Source organism: Weissella paramesenteroides, from assembly GCF_051903945.1.
GTDB classification, from domain to species: Bacteria; Bacillota; Bacilli; order Lactobacillales; family Lactobacillaceae; genus Weissella; species Weissella paramesenteroides_A.
Map to the genome: position 1 here is coordinate 1464217 of NZ_CP192268.1, position 23564 is coordinate 1487780.

The 23564-nt window shown below is 38.7% G+C and carries 22 protein-coding genes and 1 other annotated feature; of the genes, 1 reads left to right on the forward strand and 21 read right to left on the reverse strand.

Annotated elements, in window-relative coordinates; all coding sequences use genetic code 11:
- Nucleotides 1–8 precede the first annotated feature (8 nt).
- The 17 genes from ACQ4QH_RS07140 to ACQ4QH_RS07220 form a co-directional block, all read right to left on the reverse strand.
- Nucleotides 9–1190 (reverse strand): nucleotidyltransferase, encoded by a 1182-nt coding sequence (locus ACQ4QH_RS07140; RefSeq protein ID WP_439818318.1) that lies wholly within the window; start codon nucleotides 1188–1190, stop codon nucleotides 9–11.
- A gap of 16 nt (nucleotides 1191–1206) precedes the next feature.
- Nucleotides 1207–1953 carry a class I SAM-dependent DNA methyltransferase gene (locus ACQ4QH_RS07145; protein ID WP_439818319.1) on the reverse strand — a complete coding sequence of 249 codons (747 nt, stop codon included), beginning with the start codon at nucleotides 1951–1953 and terminating at the stop codon, nucleotides 1207–1209.
- Nucleotides 1953–2324 carry a ribosome silencing factor gene (gene rsfS, locus ACQ4QH_RS07150; RefSeq protein WP_439818320.1) on the reverse strand — a complete coding sequence of 124 codons (372 nt, stop codon included), beginning with the start codon at nucleotides 2322–2324 and terminating at the stop codon, nucleotides 1953–1955. Before rsfS ends, ACQ4QH_RS07145 begins: the two co-directional genes overlap by 1 nt.
- Before the next feature lie 3 nt (nucleotides 2325–2327).
- A complete protein-coding gene (gene yqeK / locus ACQ4QH_RS07155) occupies nucleotides 2328–2924 on the reverse strand; it encodes a bis(5'-nucleosyl)-tetraphosphatase (symmetrical) YqeK (RefSeq protein ID WP_439818321.1) in 597 nt (198 codons plus the stop codon).
- Nucleotides 2914–3552, reverse strand: coding sequence for a nicotinate-nucleotide adenylyltransferase (locus ACQ4QH_RS07160; RefSeq protein WP_439818322.1), 639 nt, complete (start codon nucleotides 3550–3552; stop codon nucleotides 2914–2916). Before ACQ4QH_RS07160 ends, yqeK begins: the two co-directional genes overlap by 11 nt.
- Before the next feature lie 24 nt (nucleotides 3553–3576).
- Nucleotides 3577–3891 (reverse strand): ribosome assembly RNA-binding protein YhbY, encoded by a 315-nt coding sequence (yhbY, locus tag ACQ4QH_RS07165; protein ID WP_131473314.1) that lies wholly within the window; start codon nucleotides 3889–3891, stop codon nucleotides 3577–3579.
- 1 nt (nucleotide 3892) lies between these two features.
- Nucleotides 3893–5035, reverse strand: coding sequence for a ribosome biogenesis GTPase YqeH (yqeH, locus tag ACQ4QH_RS07170; protein ID WP_002827728.1), 1143 nt, complete (start codon nucleotides 5033–5035; stop codon nucleotides 3893–3895).
- On the reverse strand, nucleotides 5028–5555 hold the full coding sequence (locus ACQ4QH_RS07175; RefSeq protein ID WP_439818323.1) for a YqeG family HAD IIIA-type phosphatase: 528 nt from the start codon (nucleotides 5553–5555) through the stop codon (nucleotides 5028–5030). Before ACQ4QH_RS07175 ends, yqeH begins: the two co-directional genes overlap by 8 nt.
- Before the next feature lie 206 nt (nucleotides 5556–5761).
- Entirely contained in the window at nucleotides 5762–6910 is a 1149-nt protein-coding gene (locus ACQ4QH_RS07180) for a D-alanine--D-alanine ligase family protein (protein WP_439818324.1), read from the reverse strand.
- Nucleotides 6911–6989: 79 nt separating this feature from the next.
- On the reverse strand, nucleotides 6990–7973 hold the full coding sequence (locus ACQ4QH_RS07185) for a DUF2785 domain-containing protein (RefSeq protein ID WP_439818325.1): 984 nt from the start codon (nucleotides 7971–7973) through the stop codon (nucleotides 6990–6992).
- A gap of 131 nt (nucleotides 7974–8104) precedes the next feature.
- Entirely contained in the window at nucleotides 8105–9940 is a 1836-nt protein-coding gene (locus ACQ4QH_RS07190; RefSeq protein WP_439818326.1) for an APC family permease, read from the reverse strand.
- A 316-nt stretch (nucleotides 9941–10256) separates the two neighbouring features.
- Nucleotides 10257–11879 (reverse strand): chaperonin GroEL, encoded by a 1623-nt coding sequence (gene groL, locus ACQ4QH_RS07195; RefSeq protein ID WP_436586563.1) that lies wholly within the window; start codon nucleotides 11877–11879, stop codon nucleotides 10257–10259.
- A gap of 32 nt (nucleotides 11880–11911) precedes the next feature.
- Nucleotides 11912–12187 (reverse strand): co-chaperone GroES, encoded by a 276-nt coding sequence (locus ACQ4QH_RS07200; RefSeq protein ID WP_439818327.1) that lies wholly within the window; start codon nucleotides 12185–12187, stop codon nucleotides 11912–11914.
- A 208-nt stretch (nucleotides 12188–12395) separates the two neighbouring features.
- Nucleotides 12396–14348 carry an ABC-F family ATP-binding cassette domain-containing protein gene (locus ACQ4QH_RS07205; protein WP_439818328.1) on the reverse strand — a complete coding sequence of 651 codons (1953 nt, stop codon included), beginning with the start codon at nucleotides 14346–14348 and terminating at the stop codon, nucleotides 12396–12398.
- Between the two features lie 104 nt (nucleotides 14349–14452).
- Nucleotides 14453–15772: a bifunctional folylpolyglutamate synthase/dihydrofolate synthase gene (locus tag ACQ4QH_RS07210; RefSeq protein WP_439818329.1), complete on the reverse strand. Its 1320-nt coding sequence runs from the start codon at nucleotides 15770–15772 to the stop codon at nucleotides 14453–14455.
- 164 nt (nucleotides 15773–15936) lie between these two features.
- Nucleotides 15937–18603: a valine--tRNA ligase gene (locus tag ACQ4QH_RS07215; RefSeq protein WP_439818330.1), complete on the reverse strand. Its 2667-nt coding sequence runs from the start codon at nucleotides 18601–18603 to the stop codon at nucleotides 15937–15939.
- 76 nt (nucleotides 18604–18679) lie between these two features.
- Nucleotides 18680–18890, reverse strand: a binding site (T-box leader).
- 82 nt (nucleotides 18891–18972) lie between these two features.
- Nucleotides 18973–19590 carry a LysE/ArgO family amino acid transporter gene (locus ACQ4QH_RS07220; protein ID WP_439818331.1) on the reverse strand — a complete coding sequence of 206 codons (618 nt, stop codon included), beginning with the start codon at nucleotides 19588–19590 and terminating at the stop codon, nucleotides 18973–18975.
- 130 nt (nucleotides 19591–19720) lie between these two features.
- Between ACQ4QH_RS07220 and trhA the strand changes: the two genes are divergently transcribed.
- Complete coding sequence (gene trhA / locus ACQ4QH_RS07225) at nucleotides 19721–20377, forward strand: PAQR family membrane homeostasis protein TrhA (RefSeq protein ID WP_439818332.1); 657 nt, start codon at nucleotides 19721–19723, stop codon at nucleotides 20375–20377.
- Nucleotides 20378–20486: 109 nt separating this feature from the next.
- On the opposite strand, the gene ACQ4QH_RS07230 is transcribed toward trhA, so the two are convergent.
- From ACQ4QH_RS07230 to ACQ4QH_RS07245, 4 genes are all read right to left on the reverse strand, one after another.
- Nucleotides 20487–21200: a hypothetical protein gene (locus tag ACQ4QH_RS07230; RefSeq protein WP_439818333.1), complete on the reverse strand. Its 714-nt coding sequence runs from the start codon at nucleotides 21198–21200 to the stop codon at nucleotides 20487–20489.
- 132 nt (nucleotides 21201–21332) lie between these two features.
- Nucleotides 21333–22169, reverse strand: coding sequence for a hypothetical protein (locus ACQ4QH_RS07235; RefSeq protein ID WP_439818334.1), 837 nt, complete (start codon nucleotides 22167–22169; stop codon nucleotides 21333–21335).
- 182 nt (nucleotides 22170–22351) lie between these two features.
- Complete coding sequence (locus ACQ4QH_RS07240) at nucleotides 22352–22819, reverse strand: universal stress protein (RefSeq protein ID WP_439818335.1); 468 nt, start codon at nucleotides 22817–22819, stop codon at nucleotides 22352–22354.
- A 118-nt stretch (nucleotides 22820–22937) separates the two neighbouring features.
- Nucleotides 22938–23213, reverse strand: coding sequence for a hypothetical protein (locus tag ACQ4QH_RS07245; protein WP_439818336.1), 276 nt, complete (start codon nucleotides 23211–23213; stop codon nucleotides 22938–22940).
- Nucleotides 23214–23564 lie beyond the last annotated feature (351 nt).

Sequence of the window (23564 nt, forward strand, 5' to 3'; positions counted from 1 at the left end):
TTCCTTTCTTATTCACTAAATAGCGGAATACGACCTGTATCCATCGCTTGTCGTACAGGCTGTTTTGCCATTAATTCATACAGCTTTCCGGCACGATAATCCAATGTCAGAATGCCCGTCGTGTCCTCACTAGTTACTCGATTAATAACTGGCAAGGATACGTTCCTTCGATGCTGTTTAATAAACAGTCGACCTGCTTTACTAGCACCTAATAAGCGCAAGTAAGGCTGTGATAAAGCAGTTTGCATCTCCTGCTGCTGAACATTCAATAACGTATATAATAACGTTCGCTGCAATCTTGACCAGGTATATCGTTTACTCTTAAAGGTTGTCATAAAAGTTTCATAGCTACTATCTGTTTGACGAGTTATTTGCTCTTTCAAGCGATAGGCTAACCCATCATTCAGCTGATAAATTTGTTCTAATTCTTCGACTGGTGAAGTTAATACCTTGTATTGCAACAACGAATACCAAGCAGTCGACCAATCTTTTGTTTGCTGACCTTGGCTAAGCAAATTTGCCGCCTTTTTAGAAACAAATGCCTCATACTCCCTTATAGAAGCTTGTTGTTGCATGAGACTTCGCAAAGCGGTCGCACTGGCAATTTGACTGTCAGTTATTTTAGTTTGATGATATGATGCCCCAATTCGTTGGATTGGTAATAATTGGATTTTATCTGCTAAATCAAGTTCTAAAACAGCTGTTGCATAAGCAAAACCAAGCAAGTCATTGGGTTCAGAAATACGTGCACCCGTTGCTTGTGCTAACACATCATTGAATACTGTTGCATAGGTTTGTGTATAGTCCGATTGAAAAGCCGCATTATTCATTAATAAAGTGTGTGCTTGCTTCGCCAAGAAAAGAAAATCTAATTGTGCATGTTCTGCACCAAAAACAATTGTATCAACTCCAGCATCGGCTAGTAGTTGGATTGCACCACGCGCAAATAAATGCGCGGGTTGTACGGCAAAGGCAAATGGCAATTCGTAAACAACATCAGCACCGCCCTCAAGCGCAAGTGCTGCGCGCTGCCACTTATCAAAAATGGCTGGCATCCCACGCTGCACAAAATTCCCCGACATAACGACAACAGCAGTCTTTGCACCAGTTAACAATTTTGCTTGCGTCAAATGGTACGCATGCCCGTTGTGAAACGGATTATATTCTGCAATAATACCAACTGCTGTCATCACACATCTTCCTAACTTAAGCTTTTATTGCACTGAAAAACCAGCGATCTGACTCTGGTGTTACTGCGCTTCTACCAAAATCAGCTGAAATTTGGATATCTTTAAATCCTGCCTTTTTCAGTAATCGTTGATACGTTTCAATATCATATGTTCGTTCAGTATGAATTTCTTGAATTTGTTGATAACCATCAATATCTTCATTATAAACAAAGAAAGTCAACTCATGCTCAACTGTATGTTGACTTTCTTCAACACCATATGATGACCACATAAATGCGGTCTCTTCATCGTGCCAATTATACATGTAACCTGGATAATATACATCCGTCTGCCATGGCGAAATAACATCAAAAAGAAATTGACCATTAGGTTCAAGGTGACTAGCAACTTGCTTAAACGTTGCTAACACTTCTTGCGTGTTCGCTAAATAATTCAAAGAATCTGCAAATGAAGTAATTGTTGCATACTTTTGTTTTAAATCTGACCATTCACGCATATCACCTTGAATTAAAGGTAAATCAATTTGAGCCGCTTCAGCATGTTCAGCAGCCAATGTCAGCATTTCAGGAGATAAATCAAATACGGATACATCCTTAAAACCATTTTGCTTTAACAAAATGGCCAAGCGACCTGCACCACCCGCTAATTCAAGTACCTTGCCGTCTTTTGATTGAATATGTGTTTGTGCATACGATTGCCAATCCGCATATGCTTCTTCATCAAATAAATCATCATATAATTTAGCGAATGTTTGGTAATTCATTAGAACTCTTCCTTAATAATCCATTGATCAATTGCAACTTCTGGAGCAGCTTGCCAATTTTTTTCGAGACGATAAAACTCACGGGTTTCCGTCTTGAACACGTGGACAATTAAATCACCAAAATCTAGTAGCACCCATTGCCCTTCACTACGTCCTTCTTGACGTACTAGGTCAAAACCTGTTTCTGCCATCTTGTCGATTATTTCATCAGCAATAGCGATAACCTGTCGCTCAGTTGGGGCACTCAAAATTAAATAATCATCAGTAATGATGCTCATTTCATGAATATCTAATGCCACTAAATCTTCTGCACGTTTGCTATCAGCTGCTTTTACTGCTACTGCCAACATGTCATTAACATTACTTGTCATTTTTTATTTAACACTCCATGTATTATACGTTAGTAAGGTGCCAGGATAGATTCTTACTTGCTTACCCACAAGATAAGCCAGCGTATGTGCTGTTTGCCAGCCAACACTAGCACCCAAATCCTTAAATGCCAGTGCACGTACCTCAGTGACACCTGGGAAATTACGAGCCTCTTCGATATAATCAGCCATGTACAAAATTTGACTTAATTTAGTCATTGCCGATCCACCAGTGGTATGTTGACGAATTGCATTTAAAATATCTTCATGGTAAATGCCTAATTCATCTTTCACCATTTCAGCGCCGACCACACCATGCCAAACATTATTGCCCCAATTATTCAAATCAGAATCCAACTTTTTCTCACTAATTTTGGCCAAAAAATCAGCATCTGAACGCTCTTTTGCATAATCATGCGTCAGCGCTGCAATTGAAGCCAACTCCTCGTCAACTTGCCAACGATCAGCTAACTCTATTGCCATTTTTTCAACACGTAAAACATGTTGAAAACGTTTCGCTGATAAAGCTGCTTTTACTTCGTTTATCAATTTTTCTCGTGAACCACTATAAATATTTTTTGTATAAACTAATTTATCTGTCATTTAAATACAACCCATTTTCTACAATATACGCAGCAACCAAATCAGGCACCAAGTAGCGAACACTTTTATGATTTGTAATTCGTTGCCGAATATCAGTGGAACTTATTGCTAAATTAGGCACATCTACCCACAGAACGGGATAAGCTGACTCCCGTGATTGACCAGGTCGATTGACACCCACAAACTTTACTAAATGCAATAAATCATCAATCCGATACCACGTATTCAGATACGCTACCTCATCCCCACCAATTATAAAATAATAATCATAGTTAGGATGTTCTATCGTTAATTGTAACATTGTATTATACGTATAACTTTTTCCACCACGCTGCACTTCTAATAACTCAATATCAAAATGACTGTTACCCGCAATAGCTGCTTGTACCATGCGCGCACGATCGATCGGATCAATGGCCTCTTTCGTGTCAATGTGGGGTGGCTTCGCATTTGGCATAAAATATACCTTATCCAAGCCAAGCTTATCTGCAACTTGCTCAGCAATGATGAGATGACCAACGTGGGGCGGGTTGAAAGTACCACCGATAATCCCTATTTTTTTCTTTTTATCAGCGGATTCGGGTTCTACCTGAACCTGCGTAACAAATTCTTTCAATGTGGTTACCATACGCCATCTCCCATTGATTATTTCTTAAATTTTTTGAACAGTCACTGAATAGTGACGGTTCTCCTTTTCTTGAGACTCACCAAACAACACCAATGTATGTCCAATTGTTTGTACAACTTGGATATTTGAATTACTTTCAATAAAGTCTTTCAATTCCGTTGTATCAACATCAGAATTCGCTAGAATATTGACCTTAAAAAGTTCGCGCTTATTAATCGCATCTTCTAATTGATTTAGCCAATTTTCAGTTAAACCTTGCTTACCCACACTAAATAGTGGTCGCATATCATGTGCTGCTGCTCGTAAATATCGTTTTTGTTTTCCGCGTAGTGATATCATTTTAAATCATTGCCCTTCGTGTTAATACTGAAACACCCTTTGGTGCCCAACCTGCGACTACGGTATTTGCTGGTACTGTTAACCAACCTAAACCATCAATCACAATATCTGTCTTTTCTGTTGTTTTAAATTCATGCCGTTGTAATGGTGGCAATTTATCTAAGTTTTCTGTTGTTGGTGGTGCTAATAATTCACCCGCATGCTTGTTATAGAAAGCATCCGCATTAGCCAACTTCGTTCGGTGAATCAACAAGTTATTCTCAAAATAAGCAGTAATACCTGTGCGATCACCTTGAATATAATCAAAACGTGCAAGAGCTCCCATAAACAATGTCTGCTCGGCATTTAATTGGAATGTCTTTGGTTTAATTTCTTTTTGTGGTGACACGTATTTCAGGTCCTTAACACCGAGATAATGTGCCATCTGATCTTGGTGAATAATTCCTGGTGTATCGATAATGTTACTATCGTCATCCAATGGAATCTCAATCCGATCAAGTGTCGTACCAGGGAATCGTGATGTGGTGATGACATCTGTACGATCACCAGTCACTTCTTTGATAATTTGATTAATCAAGGTTGATTTACCAACATTTGTCACACCAACTACATAGACCGAACGACCTTTACGATACTTGGCAATTAAATCAAGTAGGTTCGCGATGGCATCCCCATTCTTACCCGAAGTCAACGCAATATCAATCGGACGTAGACCAGCAATATTAGCCTGCTGTCTCATCCAATCTTTAATTTTCGTTCGTTTCAAAGAGCGTGGCAAAACATCCACCTTATTACCAACGAGCAAAACGTCATTATTACCAACAAAACGATGTAATCCTGGAATAAGTGAGCCAGAAAAATCAAAAACATCCATCACATACACAACGAGCGAATCAGTATCTGCAATTTGCTCCAGCAAACGGCGGAAATCATCATCTGTCAAATTAACTGGTTGAATTTCGTTATAGTGCCGTAAGCGGAAGCATCGTTGACAAAACACCTCGTCATTTTCAAAGCTCTTTAAAAGCGCTGACATTGGGGTGTAGCCAATCTCATCTTTATTATCTGTTTGAATCAGAGCACCACAGCCAATGCACCGTAATCCTTCATCAATATACTGACGTACAGTCTCTTCACTAATCAAGCTCTTTCCTCCATTGCAATTGTGGGTTATTCTTCAACATATTGCGCTTCACGCCTTTCTCAAAAAAGCGATTAATTTTTGTATTCCATTGATCAGTTTCAATCAAAGGCTTTACTAAAATGCTTCGTATCCCCGCATTATGGGCAGACCAGACATCCGTCAATAACTGATCTCCTACCATAACTACTTCACTGGGTTGTAATTGTAAAATCGTAGTTGCTTCTTTTAAACCACGTGTCATTGGTTTTAGGGCTCGAGAAACAAAGTTTAACTTTAATGGATCAGCAACTCGAGCGATACGACTTGCTGAATTATTTGAAACAATCATCACTGGTATCTCTGCTTGTTGCATTTTCAATAGCCAATCATGAAGTTCTTGTGTGCCATCTGGATTATTCCAAGCCACTAATGTATTATCTAAATCTGTTAAAACAGCTTTAATATTGTGCTGACGTAATTGTTCTGGCGTGACACAATAAATTGCATCAATCATCCATGTTGGGGTAAATGAATTCGTCATTTTTTGTCCTTTTCCACTATTAATCTTATTATAAAGTATACGCTAAATGAACGATTTTATAAAGAACCCAGCTACTGGAATCCCTTGATAACTTCTGATGCCAACTGTCGTTTCAACAAAAAGTAATCCCTTAATTTTTTACAGTTTGCAATCGTGTTTAAAATAAATAAACCACACCTCAATAGAGATGTGGTTTATTTATTTTCTTATTTAGCTACTTCAGCATTATATTTCTTTTCACCCATTTGTTCTTCGCCAAGAGAAACAAAGTCGTATGACAACTTGTTCTGACGGTCAAACTCAGCGATACCGTATGCAATTAGTTCATCAATCAGATGTGTATAACTAATGCCAGAAACTTCCCACATTTGTGGATACAATGAAATATTAGTGAATCCAGGCAATGTGTTAGGCTCGCCAAGATATGGCACCCCATTCTTATCAATCATGAAGTCCATACGTGTCAAGCCAACTAATCCAAGAGCCTTGTATGCATTCAAGGCCATATCGGTAATTTCATCAGTTAGCGCTTGGTCTAATTCAACAGGTAACTCAAATACCATACCTGAAGCGTCAACAAACTTATTGTTGTAATCATACCAGACATCTTCCTCTGGCAATACAATACCACCTAAACGTGAAGCACGTGGATTCTCGTTACCTAAGATTGAAATAAATACCTCACGAGGCTTATCAAGGGCACCTTCAACTAAGATTTTATAATCATATTGGAACGAATCCTTCAAGGCTGTCTGGTACTCATCTTCATTGGTTACACGAGACACACCAACAGATGAACCTTGACTAGCTGCCTTAACAAACAAAACTTCTGAATCCAGTTCCTTAACTAGCTCGTCGTATGTGTAATCTTGATAATTTTGATCAGTCAATAGTACGTAGTTTGTATTACGCACACCAGCTTGGTTCAAAATTCGTTTCGTCAAGTCTTTATCAAATGACATGGCAGAAGCTGCAATACCAGGTCCTAAGTAAGGCTTTTTCAATAAGCGGAATAGTGCTTGTAGTGTCCCATCTTCACCCAAGTTTCCATGGACAACTGGATAGAAGAAATCAATATTGGCCATTTCCCCCAAAACAGCAATTGGTGCAAGCGGATTAGATAGATCCATCTTCTCCTTAGCTGCCGCTACGATTTTATCCTCATCTTCGCCTTCGAAAACACGCCATGAGTCTTCAGCATTAATCATAATACCGTCTTTTGAAATCAAAAAGACTGTGACATTGTATTTCTCCTTGTCCATAGCATCATAAATATTATGAGCTGAACGCTTTGAAACATCGTGCTCTGATGAGTTACCACCAAACAACATTGCAATATTTAATTTTTCTGACATAATGGTTGATCTCCCTTGTCTGTCAAACTGATTTGTCTAGAAACCTAAGTATAACATAGAATTCCTGTTTTTGGGAACACTATGCCAAAAAATTCCGAGATTCATTTAAATAATTCAAAATTTCTTGTGGTAGATTCTCTCGCATGAGTAGTCCTTGTAGAAAACGTTGCTGATTATACAAACGGTGCCAATCACTTTCAGAGTCTGGTTGCATTTGACGAGTCATCTCTTGTCGCCATTGCTTTAGTTGTTTCAAAAAGTATTGTGAATATAAATCATTCGTATTTACTAATTCAGTGATAAAGCCAATCAAACGACGATTCTCCCCCATAATCAAAGGCGTATCTAGACGCTTTAATTTCTCAACCAAAATGGTTAACAAAAGTATTTTATCAGCGCGTGGTAACTTATCATCATGCGCTAGTTCGTCCAATAGATTACCGATATGCATAAAGGCATGCGCCCATCCCTTATCACCAACAAACCCTCTTGTATCATGTTCCAATGCAATATAAGTTGCAAAATTTAACAAAAGCGTCTCTTCGACCTCTTCGCTGATAAAACGAACGCTGCCCTTACGATTTGCATAATGCAACATTGATAAAATAAAGATACTGAATGATCGAAAAAAGACACCGTCATTTTCCATCTCAGTGATGTGATTAAACAGCACGTTATCTTGTAATAAATAGCGAACCATTAACAATAATTGATTTGGTTTAAATACATTATTTTGTAAGCCATCGCTAATAAAGAAAAAAGCTCCTTTATCGCGTATGGCGGGGTCAGTTTGACGTAAACTATTCATTAGGTCCAAGACGTCCTGATTACTAATAGCAACTGGTTGTCCTGCATAAAGTATTTGCTGCCAATCTAAGACCCGTTGCTTAATTTCTGTCGCTTCTTTAGTTGATAATTGTGCAACATCAGTTGGCGCATCGTAATCGAATTGGTCTAGTAACCGACCAACTTCACTTCCTAACGAATCAAACAATGTTCCTGCATGTACACGTGATCGAATCATTTTTAATTCCTCACGAACATCATCAATCGTATATTCCATGTTTTGATCCTTTCTCTTATTATTTTAGTCTAATTTAGATTAACACAACCATATAAAATAAAAAACATACTAGTTCTTTCACCCAAAGATTTACGGGCTAAAAACTAACATGTTTCATTACTTATATTTTATTACTCTTTCAAATGGAAATAATAAGTTGACACGGTAATATCACGAGACGCTAATGCTGTCCGTAATTTTAAACTATTTTGATTATGCAACGCATTTTGCCAACTATGGTGTGGCACAAATTGTGGAATCAAAATTGTTAAGGAGTGATTTCGCTCCTTTGATCCCTTAGCAATTTCATCAACAAAGCGCATGGCAGGTTTAGTAATTGAACGATAAGAAGAATGAATATCAACATACCGCACCTCAGGAAATTCGCGCTTAAATTCAATACCTAAACGATGTTCCTTTTGTGGGTTTGAATCAAACGACACATGCATCGCCAATACTTTGTCACCAATCGATTTCGCATAATCAACTGCATCAGCTGTTGCTCGTGTCAAATTAGATACCAATACAATAACAGTCGCCCCATCATAATGATTCCGCTTAATTGGTTCTTGTGACAAAACACGTAATTGCTTAGCCACCAACTTATAATGACGATTAATGACCCAAAACATGCGCAATAGAATTGGCATAATAATCAAGTATGGCCAAACTGAATTAAAGTGCAAGGCAAATAATGTAACGACCAACACTGCTGATATTAAGGCACCAACAAAATTGATCAATGATTTCATTAACCAATGTCCATCACGCTCGCGCCACCAGTGAATAATCATCCCCGATTGCGACAATGTAAACGGTACGAATACACCCACAGCATATAATGGAATTAATGCCCCGGTCGATCCATTAAAAATAACTAATAGCACGATTGCGCCTAGAGCTAACGACACGATACCATTTGAATATCCAAGACGATCTCCTTTGTCCATGTAGCTATGTGGCATAAATTTATCTCGTGCCAGATTGTAGGCTAACTGTGGAAAGGCCGAAAATCCTGTATTGGCTGCAACAGCTAAAATTAATGCCGTAGCAATTTGTAATACATAAAAGAGAACACCATGACCAAATACTTGTTGACCAATTTGTGCCAATACGGTCACATGCGCATCGGGCTTAATACCATAAGTAAATGATAAAAATGTAACTCCGACCAAGAAGAATGCCAAAATGATTGCCATAATGACCAATGTGATTGATGCATTTCTAGGCTTTGGCTCCTTAAAATTCGGCACAGCATTCGAAATTGCTTCAACTCCGGTCAAAGACGATGACCCGCTCGAAAATGCCTTTAAGAACAATAAAATTGAAGCACTACCTGTTGCAACATGCCCAGTAATGGTTGGATGATAGTTAACATGTCCAGTCAAAATATTAAATAATCCCCAAACAATCATAACTACCATCACAACAATGAAGAGATAAACCGGTACCATCAAGGCCCCTGCAGATTCGCGTAAACCACGTAGGTTAATCCCAGTTAAGGCAAGAATGATAATAACACCAATCGCGACATTATATGGATGCAATGCTGGAATAGCAGATATGATCGCCTCAGTTCCAGATGCAACCGAGACAGCGACGGTCAACATATAATCAACTAACAAAGACCCACCAGCTACTAGACCTGCATTACGTCCCCAATTTTTAGAGGTAACTAAATAAGCACCTCCTCCAGTTGGATATGCATGGATAATTTGGCGATATGACAATGTAATTGCCCCTAAAAGGACTAACACTAATGCCACAACTGGCACTTGTAACCATAGTGTTGCAACACCACCAACAGCTACGAGTACCGTAATAATTTGTTCCGTTCCATATGCAACAGATGACAAAGCATCTGACGATAACAGAGCCAACGCTTTTGTTCGACTAAGATGACGAGCACCTTCGTCTAAAGTTTTTAACGGTTTACCAATTAAAAACCTTTTAAATAGTGGCCACATGTTTCTGCTCCTCAATAAATGAATTTTTTCAGTAGAATTTAAGAATAATCTTAATCATAATGGTCTATTTCTACAAGGGTCTATTTTAGTTCTCTACCAATCGATTGTCTATCTTTTTATATCCTTTTTATTTTACTTTTTTATGACATAAAAAAATGAGGTTGAAACAAAATAAAATGTTCCAACCTCCCCTTGTTAAATTGTATGATTTATAAGCCTGTAATTTTTATAGCATAAACGCGTTCCAAAAGTCTGAAACCCCAATGTAACGCAATTTACACCAAACTGTGTGTAGCCTTCTTAGTCCTAGACCAGGTTACATCATTCCTGGCATACCACCTTGAGCTGGCATTTGCGCATCTGAATCACTCTTTGGTTGCTCAGCAATAACTGCTTCAGTTGTTAACAATAATGCAGATACAGAGGCAGCATTTTGCAAAGCAGAACGTGTCACCTTAGTTGGATCAACAATACCAGCTTTGATCATGTCAGCCCATTCACCAGTTGCCGCATTGTATCCAATGCCAACCTTTTCGTTCTTCAATTGGTTAACAATTACTGAACCTTCAACACCAGCATTTTCTGCAATTTGACGAACTGGCTCTTCTAAGGCACGTTTAACAATATTAATACCTGTTTGTACGTCACCATCTTCTGAAAGTGCAGCAACAGCAGGGATAGCATTAACCAAGGCAGTTCCACCACCTGAAACGAATCCTTCTTCAACCGCAGCACGAGTTGCATTCAATGCATCCTCAATACGGTACTTCCGCTCTTTAAGCTCAGTTTCTGTTGCAGCACCAACATTAACAACAGCAACACCACCAGCTAACTTAGCAAGACGTTCTTGCAACTTTTCACGATCGAAATCAGAGGTTGTCTCAGCAATTTGACCCTTAATGGTTTCAACACGTTCGCTAATCGTTGCAGAGTTACCATTACCTTCAACAATTGTTGTATTATCTTTTGTCACGGTAACTTTTGCTGCTTGTCCCAATTGGTCAACAGTTGTATCTTTCAAACTCAATCCCAAGTCATCAGTAATTACTGTTCCGCCTGTTAGAATGGCGATGTCTTCAAGTTGTGCCTTACGACGATCACCAAAGCCAGGTGCCTTAACAGCAACAACATTAAATGTACCACGCATCTTGTTCAAAACAAGTGTTGGCAAAGCTTCGCCAGTGATGTCATCAGCAATGATCAACAAAGCACGACCTTGCTCAACAACACTTTGTAGCAATGGTAAGATTTCTTGGATATTACCAATCTTCTTATCTGTAATCAAAATATATGGATTATCCAATGATGCTTCCATCTTATCATTGTCAGTTACCATATATTGTGACATATAACCACGATCAAATTGCATTCCTTCAACAACATCTAGCGTTGTTTCAATACCCTTTGATTCTTCAATCGTGATAACACCGTCATTGCCAACCTTTTCCATTGCTTCAGCAATTAACTTACCAACTTCTGGATTAGCAGCAGAGATAGATGCAATTTGCGTAATCTCTTCCTTCGTTGAAACAGTCTTTGACATCTCATGCAATGACTTGACAGCTGCTTCAGTTGCTAATTCAATACCACGACGAACGCCAACTGGATTAGCTCCTGCAGTAACGTTCTTCATACCTTCATTAATAATGGCCTGTGCCAAAACCGTAGCTGTCGTTGTACCATCACCAGCAATATCGTTTGTCTTTGAAGCAACTTCAGCAACTAACTTAGCTCCCATGTCTTCAAAGTGATCTTCTAATTCAACAGCCTTGGCGATTGTCACACCATCATTCGTAATTGTGGGCGCACCATAGCTTTGCTCGATAACGACATTGCGTCCCTTAGGACCAATTGTTGTTTTTACTGTATCGGCAAGCTTGTCAACACCTGCTTGCATTTTTGCACGTGCATCTTCTGAAAATTCAATATCTTTTGCCATATTTACTACCCTCTATTTATTAATTATTTAAATTACAACACTGCCACGATATCTTTTTCGTGAACAACCAAATAATCAACCCCGTCAACACTAATTTCGGTACCAGCAAACTTATCAAAAATAACAGTATCGCCTTCTTTTACAGCGGCTGGTGCTGTTAAGTCGCCAACTGTTTGCGTAGAAACAGCGACTACTTTTCCTGTAACTGACTTTTCTTGTGCATTAGAAGCTAACAAAATTCCCCCAACCGATTGCTCAGGTGCTTCTGATACTTGCAATACAACACGATCTCCTAATGGTTTCAACATGTTATCTGACCTCCACAGGTTATTTTTTCTTTTATTAGCACTCTGTAAGTTAAAGTGCTAATCAACACTATTAATAATAACACATTACTTATTATTTGCAAACATTTGTTAAAATTGGCTTGAATCTCAGTAAACTGAGTTAAAAGACGCATAAAGACCCAAAATCTTCCAAAATTGAGAAAGATTTTGAGCCTTTAACGTTCAAGATTTATTTTTCTGCTATAAATGTTTCCAAAGCAATGCTTGCTTCAGTCCATTGATCCTCAATTTCTGTTAATTGGGCATCGAGGTCCGCTATTCTCTCTGAGAGTTCAGTTAATTTCGCTAAATCAGCCCCATTTTCAGGATCATTCAAGGCAACATTTAACGTATCACGCTCATCAGTAATAGCTGCCATTTTATCTTCTAATGCTGTGACAGCTCGTTCTAAACGACGCTGCTCTCGTTGCTGATTTTTTAAAGCTGCCCTTGATAGCGTTTTTTGTTGCCCATCTGCTGATTCATCAATTGTTGTTTGCTGTGTGGTATCCACTTTAATTTCATGCTCGCCAGCAGTTTTTTCAAGATAGTAATCATAATCACCATCAAAAAAACGTGTCCCTGATGGTGACAATTCAATAATTTCAGTGGCAACTTCATTAATGAAATATCGATCATGAGACACAAAGAAAATAGTCCCATTATACTCATTCAGGGCTGTTTCTAATACTTCTCGTGAATCTATATCCAAATGATTAGTCGGCTCATCAAGAATCAAAAAGTTAGCATGCTCTAATGCCAGTTTAGTCAGCAAAAGGCGTGCTCGTTCACCACCAGATAGTGCGGCGACTAACTTTTCTACAGCTTCACCAGAAAACATAAACGATCCCAAGATTGATCGTACATCTTTCTCAGCCATTTTGGGGTGTTCATCCCAAATCGTGTCGATAACTGATTTTTTACTATCAAGCGTCTGTTGCTCTTGGTCATAATAACCAACTGTAACATTTGCTCCTAGTTTTATTTGCCCCGCTAATAATGGTAATTTTCCTAAAATAGTCTTGATAAAGGTTGATTTACCAACACCATTTGGTCCAACCAAAGCAACCGCATGTTGTTTATCAACGGCAACGTTCACGTTTTCGGCCAAAACATGTGTCATGTCATAACCTAATTTCACATCATTAACTCTTAATACTTCATTACCAGAATCTTCATCAGCCATAAATTGAATATGTGCAACGCCTGATTCATTTTTAGGCGCTTCGATGCGGTTCATCCGTGCCAACTGCTTGCGTCGTGACTGTGCCCGTTTCGTGGTTGAAGCGCGCACAATATTACGTTTCACAAAATCCTCTAGTTTAGCGATCTCAGCTTGTTGCTTATCATAAGCTTTCTGTTCTTGCAGTACCTTAGCGGCCTTCTGCGCCATAAACTCACTATAATTGCCCTTATAATGATCTAATTGGCCAGAATGCATATCGTAAATCTCAGTTACCACACGATCTAAGAAATAGCGATCGTGGGATACAATCAACAATGCACCTTGATAGTTTTTTAGATATTGCTCGAGCCACGCCAAAGTTTGCATATCTAAATGATTCGTTGGTTCATCTAAAATCAATAAATCAGGTGTTTCCAACAATTGTTTTGCAATAGCCAAGCGTGTCCGTTGCCCACCTGATAAGGCAGCAATTTTTTGATCATAGAATGTTTCATCAAAACCAAAGCCATGTAGCACTGATCGAATAGTCGCATCATAACCATAACCATTCTTTTCATTAAAATCATGTTGTGCTTGATCATAGGCCGCCAACAATTCTTTGTATGCATCACTTGCATAATCTGTTAATGTGGCCATTTGCGTTTCCATTTGTCGCATCCGTTCTTCCAATGCAATAACATCAGCAAATGCCGTTAACATTTCATTGTAAACTGACAGATCAGAATCCAATCCAGAATTTTGTGCTAGATAAGCCAGCCGAATGCCTTTTTTCATTGACACTTCACCTTCATCGGGTGTTGTTTCACCAATCAGCATCTTTAATAAAGTTGATTTTCCAGCCCCATTACGTCCAACCAAACCAACCCGTGCCTTATTTTGAACTTGCATCGAAATATTATCAAAAAATGTGACGCCGTTAAAACGACGTGCAACATTACTTGCTTGCAAAATAATCATATTTATCACTCCATTTTAGGCATAAATCTTCCATTCCTGCCTCATCTCATTTCTCAGTCTACTGTACCAAAACAATCAGTAAGGTGCCAGTTTTCAAAAAAATTTCAGTCTAATATTGAAAATGCTTGTCGTACCTCAGAGACAAAATACAAAGATCCTGTGAACAAAATCAAATCGTCTGTATGCATCTGTGATGCCACAGCTTCAAAACCTGTTTGCCAGTTTTTATGCAAAGTGATATCATTCATTATCTTATCTTTCGCTAGGTTCGTGGGGTCTATCGGTTCACGATTATTTGGTCCTTGAAATCCGACAATATGTAAATCAACATTGGGCAACTCATTCAATAGTTGTAACATTTTGGGATAATTTTTATCAGACAATGCACCAAACAAAACATGGATCGTTCGCGTGCTAAAACGTGTCCGAAGTGTCTCTACTAATGCTTTGACTCCCGGTTCATTATGTGCCCCATCCAAAATAATTTCTGGATCATTTGCAATTTTTTCAAAACGAACTGGCCAAGTGACCGTTTTCAGCGCCGATATAATGGTTGTTTCTGTTAATAAGCGATCAAAGTGCTCACAAACAATCTGGGCCGTCTGAATGGCGACTGCTGCATTGTCAATTTGATAGCGCCCGATTAAATCAACAAACAAGTTTTGATAGTTGATTGTGCCAGTTATCTGAAATCTTTCTCCCCACTCACCACTATTGGGTAATGTTGTCACATCAAATTGTTCTCCGAGCCGGTATATTGGTGCCCCCATAGCTGTGGCAACAGTATCAAGCACTTGGTCTGCTTCATCAGGTAAACGACCGATGACCACCGGACGTTGTCTTTGAATAATACCTGCCTTTTGCGTAGCAATTTGTGCAAGGGTATTCCCCAAAACGTGCATATGATCTAAGCCAACCGTTGTAATGACCGCAGCGATTTTATCTGGAATAACCGTCGTTGAATCCCATGTACCCCCAACACCAACCTCTAAAACCACCACATCCACGGGATGTTCTGAAAAATACATAAACATTAACACTGTTAATGTTTCAAACTCAGTGAGACCAGTAGTGAGTTGTTTATCAAATTCGTCGATAATAGGCGCTAATTTTTGTACTAAGTGCAGCAAATCATCGTCATCTATATTACCTTGATCATCTTGAATTCGCTCATTAAATTTTAAAATATAAGGTGAAGTAAATAAGCCCACTTTTAATCCACTCGCCCGCAAGAGCTGCGCAATCATTTTACTTGTTGATCCCTTACCATTTGTACCTGTTACATGAACATACTGCAATCGTTTTTCAGGATGTCCTAAATAGGTAAGAATGCTATTTAAACGTTCAAACGTTGGTGTTTTGGACCATTTATGCCGACCATGGATATAGTTAATTGCATCCTTAACCGTTTCAATTTTTACCATTATGAGCCCCATTTATTCAAAGATAAACAAAAACGCCGTCTACATGGTAGATGGCGCTTCCGTTTGTGTAATTTACTGCATTGTAACGACGAACCGCTTAAATTCGTTATTCACAATATGTTAAATTATACACTTAAATAATTTTAATCGCAAGTACCTATTAACTATGCTTTTGCATCTTGTAATTGTACTAAACGATCCTGTGTTGCTTGTAGCTTGTTCTCCCAATCCGCTAACTTTTCACGTTCTGCAGCGACAACCTGTTCAGGCGCATTGTTAACAAATTTTTCATTGCTTAGTTTACCAGTAGCACGCTTTACCTCACCTTGGAACTTCTTTACCTCATCTTGCAAACGGGCAATTTCTTCATCCAAATCAATCAGCTCAGCTAACGGTACATAAATTTCAGCGCCAGAAATAATTTGTGTCATCGCTAGATCGGGTGCAATAATATCAGCTGAAATTTGCAAATCCTTTGGCTTTACAAAGCGATTAATATAGTCTTCATTTTCCTTGAAGATACGCTGTAAATTCTCATCAGCTGTTTTAATCAAGACATCAATGGTTGTGGACATTGGTGCGTTTGCTTCTGTACGAATTGTACGAACTGCTTTGATTAAGTCAATCAAACTATTAAAATCTGTTTCAGCTTGTTGGTTTGCTAAGGTTTCATCAACTGTTGGGTATGTCGCCGTCACAATCGTCTCACCTTCATGTGGCATTTCTTGCCAAATTGCTTCAGTTACGAAAGGCATGATTGGGTGTAGCAAACGTAACGTATTATCTAGTACATAAGCAAGAATAGATTGTACAGTTGTTTGTGCATCAGCATCATCCCCGTTTAACGTCTCCTTAGTCATTTCGATATACCAATCAGCAAAATCATTCCAGATAAAGTTGTATAGTGCACGACCTGCTTCACCAAATTCAAACTTATCAAAATTCTTCGTTACAGTAGCAATCGTTGCATTCAAACGTGACAGGATCCATTGATCAGCCAATGATAACTTCGTCCGGTCAGCTGGTAATTCTGCCTTTGTATCATCTGATAAATTCATTAGCACATAACGAGAGGCATTCCATATCTTATTAATGAAATTCCAGGCTGAATCCATCTTTGTATATGAAAAACGCACATCCTGTCCAGGAGTTGAACCAGTTGCTAAGAACCAGCGTAAGGCATCTGCACCATACTTTTCAATCACATCCATTGGGTCAATACCATTTCCCAATGACTTTGACATCTTACGACCTTGCTCATCTCGAATCAACCCGTGAATCAAAACGTTCTTAAATGGCCGACGACCAGTAAATTCCTTTGATTGGAACATCATACGTGCAACCCAGAAGAAAATAATGTCATAGCCAGTCACAAGTGTATCCGTTGGGAAATAACGTTTAAAGTCCTCTGCATCTGTATCTGGCCAACCCATCGTTGAAAACGGCCAAAGAGCTGATGAGAACCATGTATCAAGAACATCCGAGTCTTGTTCCCAATTTTCAGCATCCGCTGGTGCTTCCATACCAACATACATTTCACCAGTTTCTTTATGATACCAAGCTGGAATTTGATGTCCCCACCAAAGTTGACGTGAAATAACCCAATCATGAATATCATCCATCCAACGTGTGAAGGTCCCTTCAAAACGTGGTGGATAAAAATCAACGCGATCATCCGACTTTTGCATAGCCAAAGCTTGTTCAGCCAGTGGCTTCATTTTAACAAACCATTGTGTTGATAAACGTGATTCAACCTGGACACCAGTACGTTCAGAATGACCAACCGCATGCATGATTGGTTCAACTGACAGCATCCAACCGCCAGCTTCTAAATCGGCAACCATTGCCTTGCGTGCTTCAAAGCGATCCATACCAACATACTTACCCGCACGGTCGTTCATTGTTGCATCTTCATTCATCGTGTTGATACGTTCCAAATTATGACGATTACCAACGCCAAAATCATTTGGATCATGTGCAGGTGTAATTTTAACCATTCCTGAACCAAATTCGGGATCAACATACTCATCAGCGACAATAGGCACTTCCCGATTAACCAATGGTACAAGTACTTTTTTACCAACTAATGCTTTATATCGCTCATCTGATGGATGTACAGCAACAGCCACATCCCCAAACATGGTCTCTGGACGTGTTGTTGCGATTTCAATGTAGTGCTTGCCTTGATAAGTTGTCTCTTTATCCACAAATGGATATTGCACATGATAAAAAGCACCTTCATCGTCTTGGTGAATAACTTCGATATCTGACAAGGCTGTCCGTGCCTTTGGATCCCAGTTAATGATGTATTCACCACGGTAAATCAAACCTTTTTCATAAAGTGTCACAAACACTTTTCGGACTGCTTCTGACAATCCTTCATCCAAAGTAAATCGCTCACGGTCATAGTCTAGTGACAAGCCCAATTTGCCCCACTGTGACTTAATCGTAGATGCATACTCGTTTTTCCAGTCCCAAACTTGATCAACAAATTTTTCACGACCTAGATCATAACGTGAAATGTTATCTTCTGCTAAACGTTGTTCAACCTTCGCTTGCGTTGCAATCCCAGCATGATCCATACCAGGTAACCACAATGTATCAAATCCTTGCATACGCTTTTGGCGAATAATCATATCCTGTAACGTGGTATCCCAAGCGTGACCAAGGTGCAATTTACCAGTTACATTTGGTGGTGGGATGACGATTGAATAAGGACGTGCTTTCTTATTTCCTGATGGTTTAAATCGTTTCTCTTGTACCCACTTATCATAACGGCCAGCCTCAACAGCTGTTGGATTATACTTTCCAGGCATATCAATTTCTCGCATAACCTTCACTCCTTATTTTTAATCACTCTTTTTCATTGTTATCCATTAAAAAAGCCCCGAACACACATTACTGTATGTTCAGGGCGAAATTATCGCGGTACCACCTGAATTAGAGTTCATTCTCTATCTCATTATGACTTAACGCGTCCTCACGTTACCGACTACTACAATGTTCACCGATAAAGCCCACTAGTTACTTTCTAAGTTGAAGTCCTCAAAATCTCACACCAAATGATTTTGTCGCTGTTTAGATACTTTACTTATACTCTCTAGTGCATTGCTATAAAAGCAATTTTACAATGATAAATTGACAAAATCAACCCTGGGCATTGTCATAAGACTAATTCTGTTTAGGCAAAGCCGTTTTATTTAGAAAATGTCCAATAATGCTTCAACTAATAGGTAAGCACCATAAATCAAAACAATTAATCCAGATACAATATTTACCCAAACCAGCACTTTTTTAGGTAAACGTTCTTTTAATAAATTCATGAGGATCGTAATCGTATTAAACCAAATAAAAGTCGCTATAATCACACCAATAATAAATGGCCAGACAGCATCTTTTGCCAAGGTACCTCGTAACGCACCAAGTAGCAAGCTACCATCAATTAAGGCCTGTGGGTTAGCCCACGACACAATAAAAGCTGTCACAAAAGCTTGTTTTACTGGTAATTTATTTTGATGTGCATTCAACTGGACCCCGTCAGCACTGCGCAGAATCCCCCAGCCGATCCAAATAACTAGCAAACCACCCACTAGCATAACCAATAATCTCAGCCATGTCACTGAGCTAATGATGGCCCCCATACCGAAAAACGCTGCTAACGAAAATAATGAATCCGCAATCCATACAAAAAGAACATAAACTAATGAGCGTCGAAAGGAATTAGTCAACGCATTGTTAAACACGTACAAATTTTGCATCCCAATTGGTGCCACAAAAGCAAACCCAATCATCATACCCTTTATTATCGTCATCAACATCTCTATAAACCTCACATATTCCTTATAACCATTTTATTTAGTTTACAAAACTAGATGTAACGGTTATGATAATCATAACAATTAATTTAATTTAATCGGTAATGTCCTTATCAGATAAAGGAGAACCCCTATGCCTACTTTAACAAAAGAAAATCGTCGCTACCTCATTACCTACGAAACTTTAAATGCCGTTACCCACGGGATTGGTGTTATCGCCGCAATTATTGGTGCAACCTTATTAATCATCAACAGTGTACAACACCATTTTTCAGCCTTTACAATTGTTGCGTTAACCATTTATGCAATATCGATCATTAGTTTTCTGCTTGCTTCGACTTTGTTTCACGCACTCATTTTTACAAAGGCCGGTAAAATTTTCCAATTTTTGGATCATTCTGGTATCTACCTCGTCATTCTAGGTAGTTATACCCCTTATACTTGGCTATTTTTAGACACTAAAATAGGCTGGCCAATTTGGCTAACCATTCTATTATGCACTATTTTAGGCTTTATTTACGATCTATTTTTTGTTGGTCGTTGGCCCTGGGTATCAGTTATTATCTATGTCATCATGGGTTGGCTGATTATACTGGCCTTCCCTGCCCTTCATGCAGCGTTAACACCCTTCGCATTTTACTTATTACTAGCAGGTGGCATTACCTATACGCTGGGTGCCCTATTATATCTCATGCCAAAGCTACCGCTAGGTCACGTTTACTGGCATTTATTCGTATTATTAGGTGCGACGCTTATGTACATTTCAATTTACTCAATGTTATTCAGCTAGTTGTCAATGCATAACTTTAACCGCAAAGGGCCGAAGTCTTCCATACCTGGAATTGACCTCGACCCTTTATTATTTAAAAAATGCTACATGAAACATAATAATCTTTAAATTACTTGTTTTTCTCAATACCAGCCTGGACCCACTTGTTAAAGTCATCATCTGTCGCTGTAATCTGGCCACCTTGCTGATGATTCTGGTAGTCATTCTTTTGTTGTTGTGAGAATGCATCCCAGACTGAACCGCCAATTGAATAATGGCTGGCACTTAATAATACATCTTTAATGCCTGGTTCAGCGGTTAGCTTATTAACTGTTGCTAATTGATCCTTTTGCCATTTTCCTGCCACAGCATATTCTAGACCGTCTTCTAGCTTAACTTGACGAGCAACCATCACTGAGCTAATTTTTGATTGTTGGCTAGCTGCCTTTAAAACTAAGCTTGTTGCCTTAGCATATGCCTTCATAAAATCATCAAGTGATTGCGTCCCATCATCGGCAAAAATGACCGTTAACTCACCATTATTCTGATTGACTGAAACAATGGCAGGAACATTATTTTGCCCTTTTAGTAGGTTTTTAACATTTAAATTCTTTTCTGTGCCAGTAGAGCTTGACGACTTGTCAACAGTTTTAGAAACTTTTGAAACTGCTTTGCCCTGACTGTTTGACTGTTGCTTCTTGTTAACGGCCTTAGAACTTTGTGACGAAGTTGCTGCAGTTGCCGATTCTTCATGTGGTGTACTATTAAATACAATCGCAAAAATAGCAATCATTGCTGCCACTGCCATAATTCCAATAATCATCGTGATTTGTCGTTTATGCATTATGATTTACCTTTCTTTTTCTCAAACCATAATATTTTATCATAGATAATTTTACATTTTTAATGACTATGTCACAGTTCCATTAACAAATGCTAACTTTTTATTAAATGAATGTCTTACTTTGTCATACAATTAACCTTTTCGACCAAAAAGGCGAGCAAAGAATCCTCTAATACCGCCATGTTTACGTCTTTCAACACGTGATTCTGTTGCTAAGCTATCATTGTTTTCAGAATCCTTAGCCATAGGATCAGCCGATGTCTCAGATAAGTTACCTGTTTCTTCTACGACATTGGCAACATTTCTGTCTATCTCACTCACTGATGGCGTTGAAATTTCCTTAGGTGTTGCGACATTTTTGCTAGTTTCAGCCTCTGACTGATGTTTAATTTCTTCATTATGAACGTATTCTGCAATCATTTCGTCTGTCAAAGCAGGCATGGCAACTGTCTTTGATGTCACTCCAAGGCCCACAATGGTTCGACCAGTCTTGCCAGTTTTTTGATTCGTTGCATGTACTTCTATCTGACTTGGCAAAATATCGTCTGGTAAGACTAATTCAAACTCCAACCCATTATCAATAGGTAATGAAATAACATGTTCATCCCCAATGAAATGTACAGAAATCGAAACATCTCGTTGGTTGACACGACCTTCAAGCAATCGTTGTCCATTTTGAGTAGAAATCACTGCCGTCACAACTGGAGCCGGTTGATCAATGACCAATGACACGACCTCTTTAGCTGATTGGTCAGGTAACATTGCTGTTAACGTTACTTCATTATCTGTAATTTTTGTTGGTACTTTAACAACAAAGCTACCCTTTTCATCCGAAGTAGTTGTATCAACTTCATTATTTGCATACTTTACAGTGATCACAACATTCTCTGCCGCCACGTGACCAATAATTGTTGTCCCCAAACTATTTGTCAATGTTGATGCTACCAAATTTAGTTTTGACTCACTCATATTGCGATCTCCATCCCTTATAAACTGTCAATAATATATTTATTGTACCAGATATTTAAACTAACAAGAAATAATAGCCCCAACAACATAAATTGGTCATAATACAAATACTACATATACTCACAAAAAAAGCTGAGACAGAACTTCTATCTCAGCTTTTACTATAAATTAATCTTAAAACACTACTCATCATCCTTTGTCCGACGAACAATTAACGTATCAACTGTTGCGACACGTGTTACGAACTCAGTAACAGAACCAATCAACAAACGCTCAATGGCATTTAAACCAGTAGCACCAATCATAATCAAATCAACGGCATACTTTGCTGGTGCCTGTGTTGCAATGACGTCCTTAGGCGAACCATATTCAATTGAATAGTCAACGTTCTCAACACCTTCATCCTTAGCCTTCTGCAAGTACGCATCTAACGTCTTCTTAGCAGTACCTGCAACTTGCTCGACCATTGTTGTTCTAAAGTCAGTAACATTTTGGAATGAGCGGGTATCAATAACATGCAAAATGTGTAATTTCGTATCTGATCCATTCTGCTTAGCGACTTTAATAGCACGATCTAATGCAGCCTCAGCCTCCTTAGATCCATCAACTGGTACCAATATATTCTTGTAGTTTACTTTTACATCAGCCATAACAGTTCCCCCTGTCCGATTGACCATATGCGACTTTTTCTACACTTTTATTATAACGCATCTGTCACATTTTTTCACATAAATAATGTTTATTTTTACCATTTGAGATATATATAAATTATTTAAATAAAAGACGAACAACCACAATTGCCAATACAGTTGTTAACAAAGTAGCTACGATGACAAAGAGTCCGCCTGGTAATGCAGCCCCTTTTGTTAAAAAAGTACTTATTAGTAATGAAATAGCATCAATCGTAAATAACCAGCCAAACCACAGTGCAGGTTGTTTCGCATGTTGCGCTGAGATACCTAAAAAACCGTGTTGATGCGTCAACAAATAAATGCCAAGTATTCCAACCACCACTGCAAACAAAACATAAAGTCCAATAATCATATTTATATTCCTTTTCTTTACTGATAAAAAAGCCGCCCACCTTCGATGCATATCGAAAATGGCCGACTATCGTCCTCAAAAACTTAAAGCTTTGAGAAACCATGAACACTTGATTGGTGCCGTTAGTAAATTCGACTGAGTTGGCTCCAGTTAAAGGAAAGTGGGTGAATAAGTCCGCGTTTACAACTACTGAGTGAAACAGCATGTTGTAGCGGCATCCCGACATCCCCGAGCAAAAAGGTTGTAAAGCAACTACAGATGGTAGAATTACGCGTACACCCAAGGAATTCATTTATATTTCTTATTATACTAATAATTATACAAAATAAAAGCCTTGACAGATGATTAAGC